This window comes from Nocardioides sp. NPDC000445 (assembly GCF_040300245.1).
Classification (GTDB): domain Bacteria; phylum Actinomycetota; class Actinomycetes; order Propionibacteriales; family Nocardioidaceae; genus Nocardioides.
This window is the reverse complement of the sequence record NZ_JBEPDH010000008.1, coordinates 178,348-197,926: the sequence shown is the minus strand read 5'-3', so window position 1 is coordinate 197,926 and position 19,579 is coordinate 178,348. Positions and strand designations below refer to the sequence as shown.

19 protein-coding genes and 3 tRNA genes are annotated in these 19,579 nt (G+C 69.9%); 14 read left to right on the top strand and 8 right to left on the bottom strand.

Annotated elements, in window-relative coordinates:
• Window positions 1-5 precede the first annotated feature (5 nt).
• Window positions 6-3,428 carry an SCO7613 C-terminal domain-containing membrane protein gene (locus ABT304_RS13245; protein WP_350715757.1) on the bottom strand — a complete coding sequence of 1,141 codons (3,423 nt, stop codon included), beginning with the start codon at window positions 3,426-3,428 and terminating at the stop codon, window positions 6-8.
• Between the two features lie 125 nt (window positions 3,429-3,553).
• Window positions 3,554-3,627, bottom strand: a tRNA-Phe gene (locus ABT304_RS13240).
• Between the two features lie 115 nt (window positions 3,628-3,742).
• On the opposite strand from ABT304_RS13240, the gene ABT304_RS13235 reads away from it, so the two are divergent.
• Window positions 3,743-3,818 (top strand) — tRNA-Glu (locus tag ABT304_RS13235).
• A gap of 16 nt (window positions 3,819-3,834) precedes the next feature.
• On the opposite strand, the gene ABT304_RS13230 is transcribed toward ABT304_RS13235, so the two are convergent.
• A complete protein-coding gene (locus ABT304_RS13230) occupies window positions 3,835-4,125 on the bottom strand; it encodes a YiaA/YiaB family inner membrane protein (protein ID WP_160026713.1) in 291 nt (96 codons plus the stop codon).
• 94 nt (window positions 4,126-4,219) lie between these two features.
• Here ABT304_RS13230 and macS point away from each other — a divergent pair, with 94 nt between their 5' ends.
• The 5 genes from macS to ABT304_RS13205 all read left to right on the top strand — a co-directional run bounded on the left by macS (window position 4,220) and on the right by ABT304_RS13205 (window position 9,219).
• Window positions 4,220-5,353, top strand: coding sequence for a MacS family sensor histidine kinase (gene macS, locus ABT304_RS13225; protein ID WP_350715755.1), 1,134 nt, complete (start codon window positions 4,220-4,222; stop codon window positions 5,351-5,353).
• Window positions 5,350-5,991 carry a response regulator gene (locus ABT304_RS13220; protein WP_350715753.1) on the top strand — a complete coding sequence of 214 codons (642 nt, stop codon included), beginning with the start codon at window positions 5,350-5,352 and terminating at the stop codon, window positions 5,989-5,991. Before macS ends, ABT304_RS13220 begins: the two co-directional genes overlap by 4 nt.
• Before the next feature lie 52 nt (window positions 5,992-6,043).
• Window positions 6,044-7,837: a PGAP1-like alpha/beta domain-containing protein gene (locus ABT304_RS13215; RefSeq protein ID WP_350715752.1), complete on the top strand. Its 1,794-nt coding sequence runs from the start codon at window positions 6,044-6,046 to the stop codon at window positions 7,835-7,837.
• Between the two features lie 77 nt (window positions 7,838-7,914).
• Window positions 7,915-7,988 (top strand) — tRNA-Asp (locus ABT304_RS13210).
• A 559-nt stretch (window positions 7,989-8,547) separates the two neighbouring features.
• Complete coding sequence (locus ABT304_RS13205; RefSeq protein ID WP_350715750.1) at window positions 8,548-9,219, top strand: hypothetical protein; 672 nt, start codon at window positions 8,548-8,550, stop codon at window positions 9,217-9,219.
• 82 nt (window positions 9,220-9,301) lie between these two features.
• Here the strand turns inward: ABT304_RS13205 and ABT304_RS13200 are convergent, their stop codons facing one another.
• On the bottom strand, window positions 9,302-10,348 hold the full coding sequence (locus tag ABT304_RS13200) for a hypothetical protein (protein ID WP_350715748.1): 1,047 nt from the start codon (window positions 10,346-10,348) through the stop codon (window positions 9,302-9,304).
• A 282-nt stretch (window positions 10,349-10,630) separates the two neighbouring features.
• Here ABT304_RS13200 and ABT304_RS13195 point away from each other — a divergent pair, with 282 nt between their 5' ends.
• Together ABT304_RS13195 and ABT304_RS13190 are read left to right on the top strand one after the other, a co-directional pair.
• The gene (locus tag ABT304_RS13195; RefSeq protein WP_350715746.1) at window positions 10,631-10,978 is read left to right on the top strand and encodes a WhiB family transcriptional regulator; all 348 of its coding nucleotides are present in this window, start codon (window positions 10,631-10,633) and stop codon (window positions 10,976-10,978) included.
• Window positions 10,979-11,008: 30 nt separating this feature from the next.
• The gene (locus ABT304_RS13190; RefSeq protein WP_160026719.1) at window positions 11,009-11,365 is read left to right on the top strand and encodes a metallopeptidase family protein; all 357 of its coding nucleotides are present in this window, start codon (window positions 11,009-11,011) and stop codon (window positions 11,363-11,365) included.
• Window positions 11,366-11,375: 10 nt separating this feature from the next.
• Here the strand turns inward: ABT304_RS13190 and crcB are convergent, their stop codons facing one another.
• Genes crcB through ABT304_RS13175 form a run of 3 tightly spaced genes read right to left on the bottom strand, consistent with a single transcriptional unit; the run spans window position 11,376 to window position 13,177 of the window.
• Entirely contained in the window at window positions 11,376-11,744 is a 369-nt protein-coding gene (gene crcB / locus ABT304_RS13185; RefSeq protein WP_350715744.1) for a fluoride efflux transporter CrcB, read from the bottom strand.
• Entirely contained in the window at window positions 11,741-12,217 is a 477-nt protein-coding gene (locus ABT304_RS13180; RefSeq protein ID WP_350715742.1) for a fluoride efflux transporter FluC, read from the bottom strand. Before ABT304_RS13180 ends, crcB begins: the two co-directional genes overlap by 4 nt.
• 18 nt (window positions 12,218-12,235) lie before the next feature.
• Window positions 12,236-13,177: an ATP-binding protein gene (locus ABT304_RS13175; protein WP_350715740.1), complete on the bottom strand. Its 942-nt coding sequence runs from the start codon at window positions 13,175-13,177 to the stop codon at window positions 12,236-12,238.
• A 318-nt stretch (window positions 13,178-13,495) separates the two neighbouring features.
• Here ABT304_RS13175 and ABT304_RS13170 point away from each other — a divergent pair, with 318 nt between their 5' ends.
• The 6 genes from ABT304_RS13170 (at window position 13,496) to ABT304_RS13145 (ending at window position 18,793) form a co-directional block, all read left to right on the top strand.
• The gene (locus ABT304_RS13170) at window positions 13,496-14,938 is read left to right on the top strand and encodes an NAD(P)/FAD-dependent oxidoreductase (RefSeq protein WP_160026723.1); all 1,443 of its coding nucleotides are present in this window, start codon (window positions 13,496-13,498) and stop codon (window positions 14,936-14,938) included.
• A gap of 144 nt (window positions 14,939-15,082) precedes the next feature.
• Window positions 15,083-15,922 (top strand): alpha/beta fold hydrolase, encoded by an 840-nt coding sequence (locus tag ABT304_RS13165; protein ID WP_350715738.1) that lies wholly within the window; start codon window positions 15,083-15,085, stop codon window positions 15,920-15,922.
• The gene (locus ABT304_RS13160) at window positions 15,919-16,851 is read left to right on the top strand and encodes a metal-dependent hydrolase (protein WP_350715736.1); all 933 of its coding nucleotides are present in this window, start codon (window positions 15,919-15,921) and stop codon (window positions 16,849-16,851) included. Before ABT304_RS13165 ends, ABT304_RS13160 begins: the two co-directional genes overlap by 4 nt.
• Window positions 16,848-17,924, top strand: coding sequence for a PDR/VanB family oxidoreductase (locus tag ABT304_RS13155; RefSeq protein WP_350715735.1), 1,077 nt, complete (start codon window positions 16,848-16,850; stop codon window positions 17,922-17,924). Before ABT304_RS13160 ends, ABT304_RS13155 begins: the two co-directional genes overlap by 4 nt.
• Window positions 17,925-17,984: 60 nt before the next feature.
• On the top strand, window positions 17,985-18,518 hold the full coding sequence (locus ABT304_RS13150) for a GNAT family N-acetyltransferase (RefSeq protein WP_350715733.1): 534 nt from the start codon (window positions 17,985-17,987) through the stop codon (window positions 18,516-18,518).
• Window positions 18,515-18,793, top strand: a complete 279-nt coding sequence (locus tag ABT304_RS13145; protein ID WP_350715731.1) for a hypothetical protein — start codon at window positions 18,515-18,517, stop codon at window positions 18,791-18,793. Before ABT304_RS13150 ends, ABT304_RS13145 begins: the two co-directional genes overlap by 4 nt.
• A gap of 6 nt (window positions 18,794-18,799) precedes the next feature.
• On the opposite strand, the gene ABT304_RS13140 is transcribed toward ABT304_RS13145, so the two are convergent.
• A complete protein-coding gene (locus ABT304_RS13140) occupies window positions 18,800-19,570 on the bottom strand; it encodes an IclR family transcriptional regulator (protein ID WP_350715730.1) in 771 nt (256 codons plus the stop codon).
• Window positions 19,571-19,579: the final 9 nt, after the last annotated feature.

The window sequence follows — 19,579 nt, the reverse complement described above, 5'->3', positions numbered from 1 at the left end:
ACGGACTAGCGCAGCCCCCGGACATAAGCCGTGGCCCGGCGCAGGTCGTGGAGGCGTGCCTCCCACGTGATGCCGAGGAAGAGCAGCAGGAGTCCGGCCGCGCCGAGCACCCACCACTGCTGCAGCGCCTGCGCCGACGGCATCTGCGCCAGGGCCAGGACCGAGGCGACCAGGGCGCCACCGACCAGCGGTGCTGCCCAGCGCAGCCAGGCGCCGCCGAGGATGAAGACCAGGCAGGCGATGCCGAGCAGGGCGGTCCGCATCGAGACCGGGTCCTGGAGGGCTGCCGGGACGGACGGGATGAGCGCGAGGAAGACGCCCGGCCCGAGCACCGGCAGTGAGGCGACCTCTCTGTCGAGGCGGAGCTTGACCACGCCGAAGACGACCAGCGCGATCGCTGGCGGCAGGGTGTAGTACTCCCAGGTCGTGACCGAGGTGTCGGCCAGCCGGATCCACAGCGCGACGGTGGCCAGACCGGCGCCGACCCAACCCAGCCAGCGACGCTCGTGGTGGGCGATGGCGTGCGCGGAGACCGCGGCTCCGGCCAGGATCAGCAGGATGCTCAACCAGGGGAGATCGACTCCGCGAGATCCGACCGCGGTCGGCCCGTCCGGGGTCAGGACGATCGTGGGGCCGAGGCTGACCGTGCCGACGACGATCGTGACGACCGCGGCGACGGCGGCCGTGATCTCGGCCGAGGGCAGCAGGCGGAAGATGGTGACGATCGCCAGGATGACGATGATCCCGGCCGCGGCGTACGGCTTGGGGATGTCGTTGAGGTTGGCGAACATCCAGCAGAACGCGGTCAGCGTGATGATCCAGTAGGGCGCGGTGACGGCCTTGGTCTGCAGCTCCTGGGTGAGCCGGTCGACGGCGACGGCGGCGGCGGTGAGCACGCCGGCCACGACCAGTGCCAGCAGCTCGTTGGTGAAGGCGGCGGCGAGCGACCCGAGGCCGAGCAGCCCGGCGATCGTGAGCCGGGGCCCGGACTGCTGCGGCTCGTGACGCAGGATCGTCGCGATGCACATGACACCGGCGATCAGCAGGAGGATCGCCAGCCAGTCGGTGTCGAATGCCCCGGTCTCGTCGAAGGCACCCAGGCCGATCGACACCGCGGCGCCGGTGGCGGCCGCGGCCTCGATGGCGGGGCTGCGGCGTACGAGCACGATGACGCCCATTGCCACGACGACCACCACCGCGGTGTAGGGACGCTCGATGTCGGCCAGCCGGGCCGCCTGCCACACGGCAGCGGTCAGGGCGAGGATCCAGTAGGCGGTCGCGACCTCTCTGGTCGTGCCGGACTGGACGCGGTCGACGATGATGCCCAGGGCGGTGAGGATGAGGGTCACGGTCAGCGCGAGCACGTCGTTGGAGAGGACAGCGGCCGTGGCGCCGCCGAGCCCGACAGTGCCCGCCACGGCCAGCGCGGCAGGCTGGCGATGGTGCAGGCCGATGGCCGCGGCGAGGATGGTGGCGATGGTCAGCAGGACCGCCGCCCAGGTCACGTCCACGGCGCCGATGCCGATCGAGATCGCGGCGCAGGCCACGGTCGCCCACCAGCCCGACCCGCGGAAGCGGAAGAGCGTGATCAGCCCGAGGACCGTGACGATCACGCACGCGGCCCACTGCCGCTCCACGTCGATCAGCGGCGCGAGCGACCACAGACCGAGGGTGAGCGTCGTGACCGAGTAGCTCGCCGCGACCTCGCGGTCGACGCCGAGCAGACCCTGACCCGCGTACGCAGCCACCGCCGCCAGCGCGAGCGCGACGACCACGGTGAGCAGGTCGCTGGGCAGCGCCGCGGCGAGCGCGACCAGCCCGAAGATGCCGGCTGCGAGGAGCCGTGGCCACCGCTCCGCCCACCAGGCCAGCGCGACGGCGACACCGAGCAGCAGCAGCGCCGGGAACAGCAGCGGGGCGCCGTAGCAGGCGGCCGTGATCGCGAGCCCGGAGACGCCGCCCGCGATGGTGATCCAGCCGATCGTGGGGCGGTAGGTGCGGAACGCGGGCGGGTTGTACCGGTAGAACCAGGCGGTCCCGAGGGCGAGGATCGCGAGCATCGACGGCAGCGTCAGCCAGCCCGGCAGCAACGGCTCCGGGCCGGTGACCGGGGAGAACGCGGACTCGGTCCAGGGCACGGCCGCGAGCCGGACGGCGGCCGAGACCGCCAGGATGAGGATGGTGATACCGAGGCCCACGGCGTACGGCGTCAACGCGGTGGCGGCCCAGCGCCAGGGCCGGGGGAGCGCGACGAGCGCGCCGGCGGCGACCAGGGTGACCACCACGGCGACGACCGTCAGGGTGACCGCGCCGTCGTCGAGAGCGGGCTGGGTGAAGGTGTAGGCGGCGATCAGGAGGGACACCCCGACCATCGCGACCTTCGCGTCCTTGGGCAGCGGGAACAGCAGCGCCACGACTGTCAGCACGGCGGCGGCACCGAGCAGCAGCGGCAGGGTGCCGCCGCGCAGCAGCTCGGAGCCGGTCAGGGCCGGATCGGCCAGGCCGCGGACGAGCAGCATCAACCAGAAGCCCGCCATCACGACCATCGAGCCGAGGGTCAGCGCCTGCAGGTCGGTCTTGCTCGCCACGATCACCACGAGGAGGGCGATGACCGCTGCGACCAGCGGGAACCAGATGAGGTCGGAGATGAGCTCGAGACCGATCAGCGCGGTGAGTACGCCGGCGGCGGCCGCCACCTGTGGCCCGATCACCGCGGTGAGCTTCTCGCTGCGCGCGCCGATCAGGGACATCACCGTGCCCGCCAGGAAGACGACCACACCGACGATGACCAGGAAGCCACGGTCCCAGTCGACTCCGTCGAGCCAGCCGGCGTACTTCATGCCGGCTATGTCCAGGGCGAGCAGTCCCAGCGCGAGCGTCCAGACGCCTTCGGTGCCGGCACGCAGCTCCAGATGCATCAGCACCGCGCCACCGATCGTGAAGAGCGCGGTGAAGACGAGCAGCATCGTGGTGCGGCCGCCGACGCCCATGGTGGCCCAGGCGACCGCGAGGAAGATGACGCCTGCGACGAGCAGGAAGAGCACGCCGACGCCGACCAGGATCAGCGGTACCGTGATCGGCGCCCGCCGGGCGACCGGAGCACCGGGGAACGGCGCCGGTCCGGCCATCGCGGTGGCGGCCGGGTCCGCGAGCGGGATGGCCTCGGGCTCGGGCTGGATCTGCGGCGGCGCGGCGGGCGGCGCGGCGACCGGCAGGGGAGCGGGCGGCGGGGTCCGTCGCGCGGCTCGGCTCGCCTCCTCGCGGATCGAGCGCAACCGCGTCATGAGTACGTCGGCCCGCAGCAGGGTGCCGTAGAGCTCTTGCGCGACGGCGTTCTCCAGCGGCAGCCCGCAGTGCGGGCAGGGGCTGGTGCCGGGCTCGAAGGCCTCCCGGCAGTCGGGGCAGCGACCAGGATCGGCGTACTTCACAGCCCACCATCCTTGCGTAGTTCCGCCGAAGCGCGTGCGGGAAACGCAGGGTGTGCGCTGAGACTTGATCCGGAATGACAACCGGCTTCGACCCATAACTGCTGGTCGAAGCCGGTTGTTGCTTGTGGGCAGGGGCGGGGTCGAACCGCCGACCTATCACTTTTCAGGCGATCGCTCGTACCAACTGAGCTACCTGCCCAAGCGAGGTGAAACATTACCGGAAGCGACCGCGACGTTCCGAATCGGGACCCGAAACCGGACGTACGGCCTCGCTTTGGCGGCCTCGGACGCAGGCCTCTAGGATGTCCCGGCAGGCCCCCTTCGTCTAGCGGCCCAGGACCCCGCCCTTTCACGGCGGTAGCGCCGGTTCGAATCCGGTAGGGGGTACCACTGTTCGTCCTCGGCATCAGCTGACCTCCTTCCAGGGGTCGTGCTCGGCCAGGATCTTGTCGACCCGCGCCTGGTCGAGCCGCGAGACGACGTACTGGCTCTCCTGCGAGTCGCGCACGCACTTGGCCAGCGCGAACGCCGAGGTCGTCAGGAAGATCGTCGCGAGAGCGAGGAATGCCTTCGGCCACGGATCGGTGGGCAGATAGAGGATCGCGGCCAGTGTCGTGACCAGAGCGATCGCGAAGGCGAGTGCCGACTGGGCGAAGAAGAGCGTCGTCGGCTTGCTCGAGGGTGCCTGGTTCTCCATGCCTTCGAGTCTCGTGCCCGTGCGCAGTCCCGGCATCCGCACGGATACTCATATCCGAGGCGTACGCGGCGGCGCAGATGCGACACTTCCGACTGTGAGTGCGTGGACGTCGCCAGCGGCGATCGAGGTCGAGAGCCGGCTCTTCCGGGCGCTGGCGGTGCTGCGCGTGGTCGTGCTCGTCAACGCGGTCGGGTTGACCATCTACCGGGCCGCCAACTTCGACCCGCCCGCGGCCGCGCTGGTCTGCGCGCTCGTCATGGTGGGGTGGACCGCCTTCGCCGTCTGGGCGTACGCAGCACCCGCCCGCCGCACGGCGGTGCTCGTCGGTGCCGACCTGGCGATCGCGCTCGGACTCATGCTCGTGACCCCGCTGGTGAAGGGGCCGGGGTTCCAGGCGAGCGTGCCGGGGTTCTGGGTGAGCGGCGCGCTGCTCGCGTGCGCGATCCACTACCGCTGGCTCGGCGGACTGCTGGCCGGCGTGGCGCTGGCGACCGTCGACCTCGTGCTGCGGCAGGAGATCGACCAGTCGATCTACGGAAACGCGTTCCTGCTGGTCATCGGGGGCCCGGTGGTCGGCTACATGTGCGAGTCGGTGCAGCGGATGGCGCTGGAGCGGGACGAGGCACAGCGCGCGGCAGCGCGGGCCGAGGAGCGGGCACGGCTGGCTCGGGCCGTCCACGACGGGGTGCTCCAGGTCCTGGCCCTGGTCCAGCGGCGCGGCGGCGAGCTGGGCGGTGACGCCGCCGAGCTGGGGAGGCTGGCGGGGGAGCAGGAGCGGGAGCTGCGAGCGCTGATCCGCGGCGAACAGCCCGGCCGGGGCCCGGCCGTCGGGATGGTCGACCTGGCCGCCGCTCTCGCCGAGCTCGAGACGGGGACCGTGACCGTGTCCGGACCCGCGACCGCCGTCGAGATGCCCGCACGCCCGGCCGAGGAGATCGTCGCGGCGACCCGCGCGGCCCTGGACAACGTACGCCGCCACGTCGGTGAGGACGCCTGTGCCTGGGTGCTCCTGCAGGCCTTCCCCGACCACGTCGAGGTCTCGGTGCGTGACGACGGGCCGGGCATCGCGGACGGCCGGGTCGTCGAGGCCGGGGCGCAGGGCAGGCTCGGCATCAGCGAGTCGATCCGTGGCCGGATCGAGGACCTCGGCGGCAAGGCTGAACTCATCACCGGAGCAACCGGGACCGAGTGGGAGCTCACGGTCCCTCGAACAGGAGTGCACGCATGAGAAGAGTGATGGTCGTCGATGATCACCCGATGTGGCGCGACGCGGTCGAGCGCGACCTGATCGGCGCGGGCTTCGAGGTGGTGGCCACCGCCAGCACCGGCCGTGAGGCGATCACCCGGTTCGCCGCGACCCGGCCGGAGGTGGTGGTGCTCGACCTGCACATCCCCGAGCCCGACGGTGTCCAGGTCACCACCGAGATCATCGCGCTGCACCCGGTGGCCAAGGTCCTCATCCTCTCCGCCTCGGGCGAGCAGAACGACGTGCTCGCCGCGGTCAAGGCCGGCGCGACCGGCTACCTGGTCAAGTCCGCCTCCCGCGACGAGCTCCTGGAGGCCGTACGCCGGGTCGCGGCCGGCGACCCGGTCTTCACCCCCGGCCTCGCCGGTCTGGTCCTGGGCGAGTTCCAGCACAGCGCCGCCACCGAGGTGCGCGGCGACAAGCCCACGCTCACCGACCGCGAGACCGAGATCCTCAAGCTCGTCGCCAAGGGTCTGAGCTACCGCCAGATCGCAGACCGCCTCGTGCTCTCCCATCGCACGGTCCAGAACCACGTACAGAACACCCTACGCAAGCTCCAGATGCACAACCGCGTCGAGCTCACCCGCTACGCCATCGAGCAGGGCCTGGACGCCGACTGACCCCGACGTCCCAATAGCCGGAGCTGCTCCAGGCATGGGAGAGAATCGAGAGGTGGTCTCGCTTCTCTACCTTCACGGCGTCGGCAACGGCGACCCCCGCGACGCCTGGCGCCGCGCGCTGGACAACGCGCTGCAGGACGCCGGCTACCCGGGGCTCGACGAGGTCGAGGTGATCGCGCCGAAGTATCCCGACGTGCTGCGCACCGACGACGGCGACAAGACCATCAAGATCCCGCCGGTCACCACACCGAGGCCGAGCGCCGCCGAGCAGCGGGACGTACGCCGACGGGTCGAGCGCGCGACCGCCGAGCTGGAGTCGATCCTCGGCGAACCCGTGCCCGCCTCGCCGGTGGGCGTCACCGACTCGCTGGCGCCGATCGTGCTGCGCGTGCTCCGCCAGGCCCACAACTACGTGACCAAGCCCGGCATCCGGGCACGTACGCTGCGGATGGTCCTCGACGAGCTCCCGGAGGAGGGCGAGATCGTCATCGTCGGCCACAGCCTCGGTTCGATCATCGCGATCGACCTGCTGCGCCGGCTCCCTCCGAAGCTGACGGTCACCGGGCTGGTGACGATCGGCAGCCCGGCCGCCCACCCCAACCTCCACGAGGACTCCGACCGGCTGGAGATGAAGGCGCCGGTCGACCACGTCGGCTGGTGGGTCAACGTCTGGAGCAACGGCGACGCGGTGACCGGACTGCGCGGCATCTGGCGCCACTTCCCGTGGGCGCTCGACCTCCAGGTCGGGCTCGGCCTCGACCACCGCACCACCACCTACCTCCGGTCCAAGCCGGTCGCCACCGCGATCGGGCGCGGCCTGTTCGGCTCCCTCACCAAGGAGCTCGCGATCGTCGAGGGCACCCCCGACGTCTCCCTGAACTCGCTCGAGGTCCGCCTGGCCCTGTGGCTCGCCTACGCCCAGTTCCTGCGCGACCACCTCAAGGGCGCCACCCAGGAGCGCTTCGGCGCCGCGCTGCGCGTCGTCCAGCACGAGGTCCTGGAGCGGTTGCTCGAGAACTACCGCAACGACGGCGTTCGCATCCCCCAGCAGCTCCTCGACCTGCGCGTCTCACCAGACACCCCGAGTGACCGAGACCTGCCGCGGCCCAAGCCGCTGACCCAGCTCTCCAAGGAGGAGGCCGTCCTCGCCCTGGTCGCGCTGGCGACCGCCAACCCGGTGCGCCCCTACGAGATCGACGTGCCCGATGACGTACGCCGCCAGGCATTCCACGACCTGACGGTCTGGATGGGACTCGGGGGCGGGCTCGGCGAGAACCTGCACATCGCGATGCAGTCCGCCTCGAAGGCCGTCTACCCGGTCGACCAGTGGAAGCTGTGGGTCGGCATCGGGATCGGCGCCGCCGTGCTGGTCGCCGGACCGATCGGGCTCGCCCTCGCCGCCCCCGCCGGGCTCGCCGGGGGAGCGGCGATCATCGGCGCGCTCTCCGCCTTCGGTCCCGGCGGGATGGTCGGCGGACTCGTCACCGCCGGTGCGATCACCACCACCGGCGCCGGCACGATCGCCGCCACCCTCGTCTCCAGTTCGTCCACCGCCGAGGACGTCGAGGTCACCGTCATCCAGCTCCTCACCGCCGCGATCCTGCGCTCCCGGGAAGGCCTCGAGCAGGACCTCGGCGTCTGGCTCGCGATGTCCGAGATCCAGCGTCAGACCGGGCGCGAGGTCGCCCGGCTCGCGGCCTACAGCGACGAGAAGGCTCCCAGTGTCGAGGCCCTCCGGCGCAAGGCCCGTGCGGCCGAACGAGCCATGGCCTACATGGTCAAGAACCGGCTCGTGGAGGGCCTCACCGACGAGGAACCCAAGGGCGAAGAGCCCTTCGAGGAGTAGGACCCCTCCCCGATTGTGAATCCTCCTCACCCATGGGCTATGTTTTTCCCGTTGCCGCACACAGCGGAAACAAACAAGGCCCTGTAGCGCAGTTGGTTAGCGCGCCGCCCTGTCACGGCGGAGGTCGCGAGTTCAAGTCTCGTCAGGGTCGCTCGAAACGAAGACGACGTGTGGCTGCAAAGCAGCCCACGTCGTTTCTCGATTTATATGGCGCGCTCCGCGCGCGGCGGGGGATATCCCCCGCACCCCCTTAGTTGCTCGGGGGATCGTCCGCTCTGGTGCGGGTAGAGCCTGTCGGGCCGCTTTGCGCTCTGGTTGGTGTGGCTGGAGAGGCTTGTTTCTGCCGGTGTGACTTGTGGGTCGGGTGTTGTTCCCGGACGGCGTGACACGCCGGGGTGTGGCGAGCGCGGGGGGCCTCGAGCGTGGGAGGGTGGTCGTCCTGCTTCGGCAGGAGTCTCGGGCCAGAGATCCCTCGGATCTCACCCCCGGTTCGGGCCGTTCGTCCCTGTGGGATATAAGCCGATTTGGCGGTAACGTGCGGGCTGCTGTCCTCTCGTGAGAGGATTCTGCCGCTTGTGTCGACGTCGCAATTCGGCAGGGCACGGGGGAACGACTAAGACGTTCGGTATTCAGGAGGCAACACCACCATGTCGTCGTACTACCCGCATCGGCCGCCCCATGCGGCGAGTGCGGACGAGCTTGCGTCACGGATGCAGACGAACGGTGCCTACCGCACCCCGGCCGCCCCCGCGCAGCAGCAGCCCCCCGCCCTTGGTTGGGACCAGCGTCCGCAGCAGTCCCAGGCCCAGCCTCAGTACCAGGAGCCGGCGATCCAGCAGCCGGCCGTGATGGCGCAGACCACCGGAACGCACTGGCCGCAGTTCGTCAACAACAACCGCCTCATCGGCGCGCTCGTTGCCGGCTTCGGTGCCACCCAGCTCGCCACGATGTTCGGCTACTGGATCTACGGCCTCGGCATCATGGAGGGCCCGCTGGACTTCGCGTTCTTCAACGGCGTCATCCTGACCCCGAACGCCACCGCCAACGAGGCCGGCTTCGCCGTCTCGCAGTGGTTCGCCGGTATGGGCTTCCACTACTTCAACGGCATGGTCTTCGCGCTCGCCTACGCTCTGGTGATCTTCCCGTGGCTCGGCAAGACCCACACCACCTCGAGCAACCTCGCGCGCTCGCTCGGCATGGGTATGTTCCTCGCCACCGCGTCCTGCGGTTGGTGGATCCCGGCCCTGCACCCGGAGGACGTCATCGGCATCGACCCGGGCTTCTTCTCGATCAACCTCGGGTGGGGCACCGTCCTGGGTGTCTACCTGTGGCACCTCGTCTGGGCGGTCGCGCTCGGGCTGTTCTTCAACCCGCAGGACTGAACCCCGCTTCACGCACGAGAGCCCCAGCCAGTGGCTGGGGCTCTCGTCGTAGGTAGAAGCAGATCTCGTACGCCGCGGCCGGCTACTCGGGCCAGGCGTCGAAGACCTGGCCACCGTTGGTGGTCAGGTGGTTGTGCAGCTGCTCGCCGGCAGCGGCGTCGCGCAGCGTACGAAGTACGAGGCGGCGCCGGTCGGACGGGTTGGCCGTCGGCGGTCCCGGGGTCAGCGCCATGGTCTCGGTGACCCGGTCGGCCAGCAGCCGCAGGTGGCTGCGCTCGCCACCTGCGTAGATGACGTGGGTGTGCTCCAGCGGGGAGGCCCACAGGATGTTGCCCTCGACGACGATCAGGCGCGACTCGGTGGCCATCACCTTCATCTCGACGTCGGTCATGTTCTGGATCATGTCGGCCCCGGCGAGGATCGACTCACCCTCGTGCAGGAAGGCGGGCAGCGCGTGGGCGAGGTTGGCCTCGATCAGCGCGGCCTCCTCGCGGGCACGCTGCTGGGCGCCCTGCTGGCCGACGTATGGGCCGTTGCCGACGGTGCGCTGGGCACCGGTGTTCGGCGCCTGGCCGTAGGAGCCGGTGTTGGTTCCGTACGAACCCTGGTTGGGGTAGTAGGAGCCGGTGTTCGGGTAGGAGCCCTGGTTCGGGTAGGAGCCCGGCGCGGGCGCTACGCCGTAGCTGTTCGGGGAGGGCTGGCCGTAGGGGTTGCCCGTGCCGTACTCGCCGCCCCAGCTGGCGTCGACGTTCACCTGCGCACCGGCGGCTCGCGCGGCGTAGTCGAGGGTCGGGAAGAAGTCGTGGAAGGCGTCCTTGTCGCGGATCTTCATCGTCGTGGAGTACGACGATCCGGGGACCAGCGCCTCGATGATGAAGTCGCCCAGGCTGGGCGGGGGCGGAACGCCGATGAAGGTGAGGACGGCCAGGTTGACGGAGAAGACGCGCTCGTGGAACTCGAACATCACCCGGCGGTCGGTCAGGAAGGCGTGACCCGAGGCGTTCCCCTCGTGGGGAAACTTGACCGCGACCCGGGCCCACTGGACCTCACCGGGCTGCAGCAGAGACTTCACCAGGAGCCAGTCGCGGGTCTCCGAGGCGATGGCTCGACTGTTGGGATCATGCGCCATCCGTCGGTGGAAATCCTCCACGGGTCGGTGGCCTACGGTGATGGACGCCGAGGCCCTTCTCATTGAGCGCATGTTCGCAAACCCTAGCCCTTCCACCCTCTAGTGTGGACAGTTTGTACCAGCAGGGTCGCGATGTTGTGGAATCCCCTGATGTAGATGACATCTCAACTCTGCGTGACCGCTCCAAGCACCTGCCTATTGACAGAAAACTGACAGGCCATCCGACCACCCTCTTCAGTGGGTATCCCTGACGAGGGGGATCAGCGAGGGGATGGGGCTGTGATGACTGGTTCGCCTGTGGCGACGGCAAGAGAGACGATCGGCGTGCACTGGAGCGAGCTGCCGTGCGCGATCGAGGACGGCGATCTCTGGTTCGCCGCGACCAGCGCGGACGCGGACCGTGCCAAGGAGCTGTGTCGTACGTGTCCGCTGCAGCGCTCCTGCTTGCAGGGCGCGATCGCCCGGCAGGAGCCGCACGGTGTGTGGGGTGGCGAGGTCTTCTACGAGGGGATCGTCGTCGCGCGCAAGCGCACCCGCGGTCGCCCGCGCAACGGAGAGCTCCACCAGCGGGATCTGGAGCGCCAGGCTCGCGCAAACCTTCGGAAAAATACTTCGGAAGCAGTTGCGTAGGGGTAACTGTCACCCGGCAGAATGTCTGCTGTGGGGATTGAGATAAGCCCAGAGCGCTTCGACGAACTCGTGGACCAGGCGCTCGACGCCATTCCGGACGAGCTGGCCGCCCAGGTGCACAACCTCGTCGTGCTCGTCGAGGAGTGGCCGCCCGAGGGCGAGCCCCAAGACACCCTCGGTCTCTACGACGGCGTGGCGCTGACCGACCGTAACGACCTCTACGGCCTCACGCTGCCGGACCGGATCTTCATCTTCCGCCAGCCCCTCCAGCAGATGTGCGTGGACGAGGTCGACCTGGCCGCCGAGATCCGCATCACCGTCGTCCACGAGATCGCCCACCACTTCGGCATCGACGACGAGAAGCTGCACCAGCTCGGCTGGGCCTGACCGGCTGGGCCTAGATCGCCGAGCCCGCAACCCAGCCGAGGGTGACCGCGGCGGTCCCGACCGCGAGGGAGCCGAGGACGTTCAGCGCGGCCGAACGCCACCGGCCGTCCTCGGCCAGGCGGACGGTCTCGTAGGAGAAGGTCGAGAAGGTCGTCAGCGCCCCGCAGAAGCCCGTTCCGGCCAAGGTGAGCATCCACCCGGGAAGTACGCCGCTCGCGGCCGACCCGGCCAGCAGGCCGAGCACGAGCGAGCCGACGGCGTTGACCGCCATCGTTCCCCACGGGAAGTCCGTGCCGGTCCACTCCCTGACGTAGAGGTCGGTCAGGTAGCGCGCCGGCGCCCCGATCGCGCCGCCGACCAGGACCAGGAGCGCGGTCATCCGTCCTCTCCTCGGGCAGGGTCGGGATCGAGGTCGGGGTCGATGCCGTCGACCACGACCTTCCGGCCGCTGTCGAGCACGATCACCCGGCCGAGCGTCAGCCCGAGCCAGGCGGCGCCGATCCCGGAGACCACCGAGGCGAGCACGTAGAGCATCGCGAGCGCGGGCGCGGGCCCGCTCAGGACGTACGTCTCGAGCGCGTAGGTCGAGAACGTGGTGTAGCCGCCGAGCACGCCGACCCCGAGGAACGGGCGCAGGTAGCGGCCCCAGAACGGGACAGTGGCCAACGGGCCCAGGACGAATGCCATCAGCGCGCCCAGCAGCAGGCAGCCGGAGACGTTGGTGAGGAAGGTCGCCCACGGCCAGGAGTGGCCGCCGTGGGGGAGGACGGTGGTGAGGCCCCAGCGAGCCAGTGAGCCGAGCGCTCCGCCGACGGCGATGGGGGCGAGCAGGTCGCCATGCTCACGCAGCACGCCGACAGCGTACGGCCTCTAACGGAGCCCGGTCATCTGCGCCGCGCTCCACCGGGTGGGGCGGCCGCCGGCGGCCTGGGTGAGGTATTCGCCGAGGAACCAGCGCTGGAAGGAGACCTGCTCGGGCGAGCGGGCCAGGACGAGCAGCCGCTCCTGGCGGCAGAACTCGTCGATGAGGTCGAGCATGTCGAGGAAGCGGCGCATCGTCTCGGCAGCGGACCGCGGCATGCGTACGTGCAGGTCCGCCGTCTCCCGGTCGCGGCCGGAGCTGGACCCGATCACCCCGGAGAGCTGGCCGTGGCCGAGGCCGTCGAGGAGCTGGCGCTCCAGCGATCCGAACAGGGCCGAGAGGCTGGCGGCGAGCGGGTAGTCGTTGGCGTGGGCGAGCGAGAGGAGGCGTACCTCCCGTCTCAGCTCCCGGAAGTGGTGCTGGAAGCCCCGGTAGAGGGAGAGAGGTACGCCGAGGATGCTGACCTCGACCGCCTCGGAGCCGAGGCGCTCGGGCTTTGGCGGAGCGCCGGGAGGCCCGGTGATCACGCCCTCGACTCCGTCCCCCTCGTCGATCTCGGTGGCGGGGGTAAACCAGACGGTCTTGCCGGATGTGTCGATGTCGGCGCCCCAGGCCTCCGAGACGCTGGCCACGATCGAGAGGCCGCGACCGACCGTCAGCAGGACCTCGTCCTCGTCGTCGAGCGCGAGCGGGACCGGCAGCAGGGGCGGCTCGGTCGAGCCGTCCCGGATCTCGACGCGGGGGTGGTCGACGGTGCCGCGCATCCGGATCGTGACCGGGGCGGTGCCGTGGAAGAGCGCGTTGGAGACCAGCTCGGAGACGCCGAACTCAGCACAGTCGACGAGGTCGGTGCGGTCGATCTCCTCGCAGGCCGTCCGGACCCAGACGCGGGCGTCCTGGACGGCACGGGAGCCGGTGCGGAGCAGGAGAGCTGGCCGGCTCAACGGCATGGTCTCCTCCGATCTCGCGGGTCGGCGTACACACGATCTCGTTGTGTGTTGTTCGTTGCAAGGATTTTCCGCACTTGAAGGTGTCTGATCCGGGCCATGGACCACTAGGGCACAAGGTCCCGGTCACCCTCACAGATTAAAGTCAGATGGTTCGGCCGAGCGACGGACACGCGGTGAGTACGCATGCTCAGCGGCGTGGCGGCAACTGTGACGTAGCAGTCGTGCGCCCCGGGATGAACAGAACCGGTGTGATGGTTCAGAATAGTGAGTGGAACGTTCAAACGGTCTCTTGTGTTGAGGTAGCGGAGGGTATAAGCAATGTCAGCGGACCAGGCAAAGCACCGGGTCGTCATCATCGGTTCAGGCTTCGGGGGTCTCTTCTCCGCGAAGGCGTTCAAGGGCCGCGACGACGTCGAGGTGACCTTGATCGCGAAGACGACCCATCACCTCTTCCAGCCGCTGCTCTACCAGGTGGCGACCGGAATTCTCTCGCAGGGCGAGATCGCCCCGCCGACCCGCGACATCCTGCACCGGCAGAAGAACGCCAGCGTGCTGCTCGGCGAGGTCAACGAGATCGACACCGAGGCCAAGACGGTCAAGGCGAGCATTCTCAACCAGGAGATCGACGTTCCCTACGACTCGCTGATCGTCGCTGCCGGTGCCGGCCAGTCCTACTTCGGCAACGACCACTTCGCCGAGTTCGCGCCCGGCATGAAGTCGATCGACGACGCGCTCGAGCTGCGCGGCCGCATCTTCGGGGCCTTCGAGATCGCCGAGCTGACCGCCTCGCGCGGCGAGCCGATCGGTGACCTGCTCACCTTCGTCGTCGTGGGTGCCGGCCCGACCGGTGTGGAGATGGCCGGCCAGATCGCCGAGCTCTCCCGGCGGGTGCTGAAGAAGGACTTCACCCACATCCAGTCGGAGAAGGCCCGGGTGGTCCTGGTCGACGCCGCGCCGCAGGTGCTGCCGCCGTTCGGCGAGAAGCTCGGTGCCAAGGCCGAGAAGGCCTTGGAGAAGGCCGGTGTCGAGGTCGTCCTCGGCGCGATGGTCACCCACGTCGACGAGTTCGGCATCGAGATGAAGTTCAAGGACGGCACGACCCAGCGGATCGGCTCGATCGCCAAGATCTGGGCCGCGGGTGTCCAGGCCTCCCCCCTCGGCAAGACGCTCTCGGAGCAGACCGGCGCCGAGCTCGACCGGGCCGGCCGGATCGCGGTCAACCCCGACCTGACGCTGCCGGGCCACCCCGAGATCTTCGTGGTCGGCGACATGATCAACCTCAACCACCTGCCCGGTGTCGCGCAGGTCGCGATCCAGGGGGGCAAGCATTCGGCCAAGACGATCAAGGCCCGCCTGAAGAACAAGCCGGAGCCCGGCGACTTCAAGTACTTCGACAAGGGCTCGATGGCCACCATCTCGCGCTTCAACGCGGTCCTGATGATGGGCAACTTCAGGCTCACCGGCATCCTCGCCTGGTTCGGCTGGCTCGTAGTGCACCTGGCCTACATGACCGGGTTCCGCAACCGGCTCACCGCGACCCTGCACTGGATGATGTCGTTCATCGGCAAGGACCGCTCCGAGCGCACCACCACCATGCAGCAGATCTTCGCCCGGGAGGCGCTCGAGCGTGTCCCAGGCGGCATGGCCGCTCTCATCGACGACCCTGCCGAGGTCGCTCTGCAGGTCGAGCGCCGCCGCAAGGAGCTCGAGGAGCAAGCCGCCGAGGAGTCGCGCCTGGCCGACTCCCACAGCGCCTCGTAGCCGCAGCTCTCTCCCCGGCCCGCCGCAGACACGTCTGCGGCGGGCCGGTCTTTTCGGTGAGTCCGGATCTGCGCTTGCTATTGTTTGCGGACACGGTGTCTCATTAATCTGTTCGGTGAGACACCCGCGAACGGAGGAGGAAGCGTGACCGAGGTGACACAACGGCTGGTCGACACGACCGACGGGCTGGCGCTCGCCGTCTACGAGCAGGGGCCGGCCGATGCCGAGACCGTGCTGCTCGTCCACGGCTACCCCGACAACCACTCCGTCTGGGACGGGGTCGCCACGGTGCTCGCCGAGCGCTTCCACGTCGTCGCCTATGACGTACGCGGCACGGGGGAGTCCGGGGTTCCGGACTCGACCGCCGGCTACCGCCTGGCGCAGCTCTCCGCAGACTTCAAGGCGGTCATCGACGCCGTCTCGCCCGACGCGCCGGTGCACGTCGCGGCGCACGACTGGGGCTCGATCCAGACCTGGGAGTCGGTGACCGACCCGGCGCTGAGGAGCCGGATCGCGACGTACGTCTCGATCTCGGGGCCCGACCTCGGGATGGCGACCACCTGGCTGCGCGAGCGGACCCACCTGGGGAGCTCGCTGCGGCAGCTGGCCCACTCCTGGTACGTCTTCGCGTTCCAGCTGCCGCTGCTGCCCGAGGCCATGGTGCGCTCGGGGCTGCTCGCCAAGTTCGTCGGTGGCGAGGATCGGCCGACGAAGGACCAGGTCAACGGGGTCGAGCTCTACCGGGCCAACTTCCTCGGCAAGCTGCTCCGTCCGACGCCGCGGTCGACGGAGGTGCCGGTGCTGGTGATCGCCCCTCGTGACGACGCCTACGTGACGGTGCCGCTCCAGACCGAGGCACCCCGGGCGTACGCGACATCGCTGGTCACCCAGGTCATCGACGGCGGACACTGGGTGGTGGCCGCGGATCCGGAGCTGGTCGCGGGCGAGATCGCGGCCTTCATCGAGAAGGAGGGTGTGCGATGAGCAAGCTGACGAAGGAGACCAAGCGCGGGCACGAGCCGGCCAAGGTCGCCCTCCACCCGCGGAACGTGAAGTTCGACTGGAGCAAGCTGCCGCTGGTGTGGATCCCGGGCGAGGTCTTCGCCTCCCACTACGTCAACGTGCTGCATCTGCTGCTGCCCGAGGGCGAGCGGTGGTTCGTCAAGGTGTTCTCCGAGATCCTGCCGCTGATCGAGGACGACCAGCTGCGCGAGGACGTGATCGGCTTCATCGGCCAGGAGGGCGTGCACGCCGCCGCCCACCAGGAGGTGCAGGACTACTTCACCGACAACGGTCTCGACGTACGTCCGTTCGCGGCCGAGATCGAGGCCCTGTTCCGCAAGATCCTCGGCGACCGCGACCTGACCGGCCGGGCCAAGGAGGAGTGGCTGATCGAGCGCGCCGCGATCATCGCGGGTCTCGAGCACCTCACCGCCGTGCTCGGCAACTGGGTGCTCAACTCGCCCGCGCTCGACGAGATCGGCGCCGACGAGACGATGCTCGACCTGCTGCGCTGGCACGGCGCCGAGGAGGTCGAGCACCGCAACGTGGCCTACGACGTCTTCCAGCACGTCGATGGGCGCTACTCCCGTCGGATCCGCTCCTACCTGCTCGGCGGCACCGCCCTGCTCGTCCTGTGGTGGCGAGGCGCCGGCTACCTGATGAACAACGACCCCACCGAGCCCGACCCGGCGAAGCGGCCGAAGGCGGGGCTGCTCAAGCTGATCGACGCCGAGCGTCGCGGGCTGGTGCCGGGTGTCGTACGCATCGGGTGGGCGACCTGGAAGTTCTTCCTGCCCAACTACGACCCGTCCGCGGAGGGCTCGACCGCCCAGGCGGTGAGCTACCTGGCCAAGTCGCCCGCGGCGCTTCGGGCCGACGCCATCGCGGAGGCACAGGAGACGGCGGGGTGACCAAGCCTGCGCACTACACGGTCCCGGACATCCCCGACTCGCGGCTGTACCGGGGCTTCGAGGCGATCGTCGGGGGCTACTGGACCAAGGCCGCCTACCGATCCTGGCGGCGCCGCAAGCCGCTCGGCAGGATCGACCGCGACCTGCACGTACGCGTCAGCCGGATCGACGAGGAGGGCCTCGACGTCAGGGCGATCTGGTTCGAGCGTGAGGACGGCACCGACCTGCCGGCCTGGGATCCGGGCGCGCACGTCGACGTGGTGCTGCCCAGCGGCCGGCTGCGGCAGTACTCGCTCAACTCCGACCCCGACGACCTCTCCGCCTACCGGATCAGCGTGCGGCGGATCGAGCCGACCGCGGGTGGAGGCGGCGGCTCCGTCGAGGCGCACTTCCTTGCCGTCGGCGACCGGCTCGTCCTGAAGGGGCCGCGCAACGCCTTCCCGTTCGTCGCCTCGCCCGCCGGCTACCTCTTCGTCGCCGGTGGCATCGGGATCACCCCGATCCTGCCGATGCTGCGTGACGTGGTGCGCCGGGGTGTGCCGTACGAGTTCGTCTACACCGGCCGCTCGCGCGAGACGATGCCGTTCCTGGCCGAGATCCGGGAGATCGTCGGCGACCACGAGATCCAGCTGTGGCCCGACGACGAGATGGGCACGCCGGACGCCGCGAAGATCATCTCGCTCGCTCCGGAGGGTGCGGCCCTCTACTGCTGCGGACCGATGCCGATGATCGACGCGATCCGCGCGCAGATCCCCGACCCGCAGATCGACACGCTGCACTACGAGCGGTTCTCGCCGCCACCGGTGCTCGGTGGCCGCCCGTTCCGGGTGCGCCTCGAGGACTCCGACGTCGAGGTGGCGGTCGGCGCCGAGGAGTCGGCGCTGGCCGCCGTCCGCCGGGTGCGGCCGACCCAGGCGTACTCCTGTCAGCAGGGGTTCTGTGGCACCTGCCGGGTGCGGGTGCTGGAGGGCGAGGTCGAGCACCGCGACCACGCGCTCGCCGACTACGAGCGCGATGGTCACATGATCCTGTGCGTCTCGCGTGCGAAGGGGACAGTGGTGATCGACGGCTGATCCCCGTCGTTCTGCGATAAGGGTTTGTTCCGGCGGGCTGTGGGCTGGTCTGCTTGCGACATGACAGCACTTGCCCTTCCCTCGCTCGATCTCTACGACTCCTGGGCGGCGTCCGTCGCCGAGTTCGGAGGGGCTCATGTCGACGGCGCCGCCATCCCCGACGAGGAGGCTGCCGACGTGAGCCGCGAGGCGTGCGAGCGGCTGGTCGCGAAGACCGCGCGGGACCGGAACCTCACGATCCCGCCGCCCGCAGGGCGGGTGCATGCCTCGTCCTTCTGGATCACCGACGACGGCCAGGTCGTCGGGTTCATCCAGCTGCGGCACGAGCTCAACGAGTTCCTGGAGAACGTGGGCGGGCACATCGGCTACTCGGTGCGGCCCTCGTCCCGCCGCCAGGGGCACGCCCGGCGAGCGCTGGGCCTCGTGCTCGACGAGGCCCGGGCGCTGGGCCTCGAGCGCGTCCTGATCACCTGCGACGAGGACAACGGCGCCTCGGCGCGCACCATCGAGTCCCAGGGCGGCGAGCTCCAGGACGTCATCGACGCGGCTGCGTACGGCTACGGCCTCACCCGGCGGTACTGGGTCAAGCTGTGAGTGAGAGTGGGGTCGCGACCGAGGGGGAGGTGGAGTGGGCGCTTGCGGGCGATCCCGCCGCACCTGCCGAGCAGGTCGAGGAGGTGCTGGCGGCGCTGCGCAGCACCGGGCGTACGCCCGAGGTGGGTGTCGAGGTGCTGCGCGCCGCTGCCTTCCGGCTCGTCTCGGAGGACCGGCTCGACGAGGTCGGCCGCGGCTGGCTGGAGCTCCTCGACGCGGTCCGGGCGCATCCCGACGCCAGGTTGGCCGACCTGCCGCCGGCGCGCACGGACTGAGCTGCCTCAGCTGGACAGAGAGCGGCGGCGACTCGCCAGGCTGGAGAGGCCCTGGGCCGCGGCCCGGACGATGGTGACGTGCGCCTCGGGGCGGAAGCGTCCCACCGGGCCGGTGACGCTGATCGCGGCGAGCGCCTTGTCGCCGCCGTCGGCGAGGACCGGGGCCGCGATGCACTGCAGCCCGGCGGCGGACTCCTCGCGCTCGAAGGCCACGCCGTTCTCGAGCACGGCGGCGAGCTGCCGCTCCAGCAGGCCTGGCGCCACGATCGTGTGAGGCGTACGTCGCTCGAGAGGGCTGCTGAGGATCTCCTGCTGCGCCTCGGGATCGGCGTAGGCGAGCAGGACCTTGCCGATCGCGGTGCAGTGGACCGGCATCCGGCCACCCGGCCGGGAGGGCGACTTCGCCTGGCGGTGGCCGCCGATCTTGGCGACGTAGACGACGTCGTGGCCCTCGCGTACGCCCAGGTGGACGGTCTCGTGGGTGCGCTCGTAGAGGTCCTGGAGGAACGGCATCGCCAGCTCCAGGAGCGAGCGCTCGACCGAGGCCCGCATGCCGAGCTCGAAGAGGCCGCCGGAGAGGCGGTAGCCGAGGTTGGTGCGGTCCAGGAGGCGGTTGGTGACCAGGTCACCGGCGACGCGGTGGGCGGTCGCCTTGGGGAGTCCGGTGCGGCGTACGAGCTCGGCCAGCGAGAGCACCTGGTCGTCGACCGTGAAGGCCCGCAAGATGGTCACCGCCTTGCCGAGCACGGTGTCGAGATCGGCGGGCTGGTGCGGCATGAGATCACC

Excerpts from the sequence above, each read along its gene's own strand:
- ABT304_RS13170 (WP_160026723.1), top strand. The coding sequence starts at position 13,496 with ATGTCAGCGGACCAGGCAAAGCACCGGGTCGTCATCATCGGTTCAGGC.
- ABT304_RS13230 (WP_160026713.1), bottom strand. The coding sequence starts at position 4,125 with ATGGAGAACCAGGCACCCTCGAGCAAGCCGACGACGCTCTTCTTCGCC.
- ABT304_RS13160 (WP_350715736.1), top strand. The coding sequence starts at position 15,919 with ATGAGCAAGCTGACGAAGGAGACCAAGCGCGGGCACGAGCCGGCCAAG.
- ABT304_RS13150 (WP_350715733.1), top strand. The coding sequence starts at position 17,985 with ATGACAGCACTTGCCCTTCCCTCGCTCGATCTCTACGACTCCTGGGCG.
- ABT304_RS13140 (WP_350715730.1), bottom strand. The coding sequence starts at position 19,570 with ATGCCGCACCAGCCCGCCGATCTCGACACCGTGCTCGGCAAGGCGGTG.
- ABT304_RS13200 (WP_350715748.1), bottom strand. The coding sequence starts at position 10,348 with ATGGCGCATGATCCCAACAGTCGAGCCATCGCCTCGGAGACCCGCGAC.
- ABT304_RS13220 (WP_350715753.1), top strand. The coding sequence starts at position 5,350 with ATGAGAAGAGTGATGGTCGTCGATGATCACCCGATGTGGCGCGACGCG.
- ABT304_RS13205 (WP_350715750.1), top strand. The coding sequence starts at position 8,548 with ATGCAGACGAACGGTGCCTACCGCACCCCGGCCGCCCCCGCGCAGCAG.
- ABT304_RS13195 (WP_350715746.1), top strand. The coding sequence starts at position 10,631 with ATGACTGGTTCGCCTGTGGCGACGGCAAGAGAGACGATCGGCGTGCAC.
- crcB (WP_350715744.1), bottom strand. The coding sequence starts at position 11,744 with ATGACCGCGCTCCTGGTCCTGGTCGGCGGCGCGATCGGGGCGCCGGCG.
- ABT304_RS13175 (WP_350715740.1), bottom strand. The coding sequence starts at position 13,177 with ATGCCGTTGAGCCGGCCAGCTCTCCTGCTCCGCACCGGCTCCCGTGCC.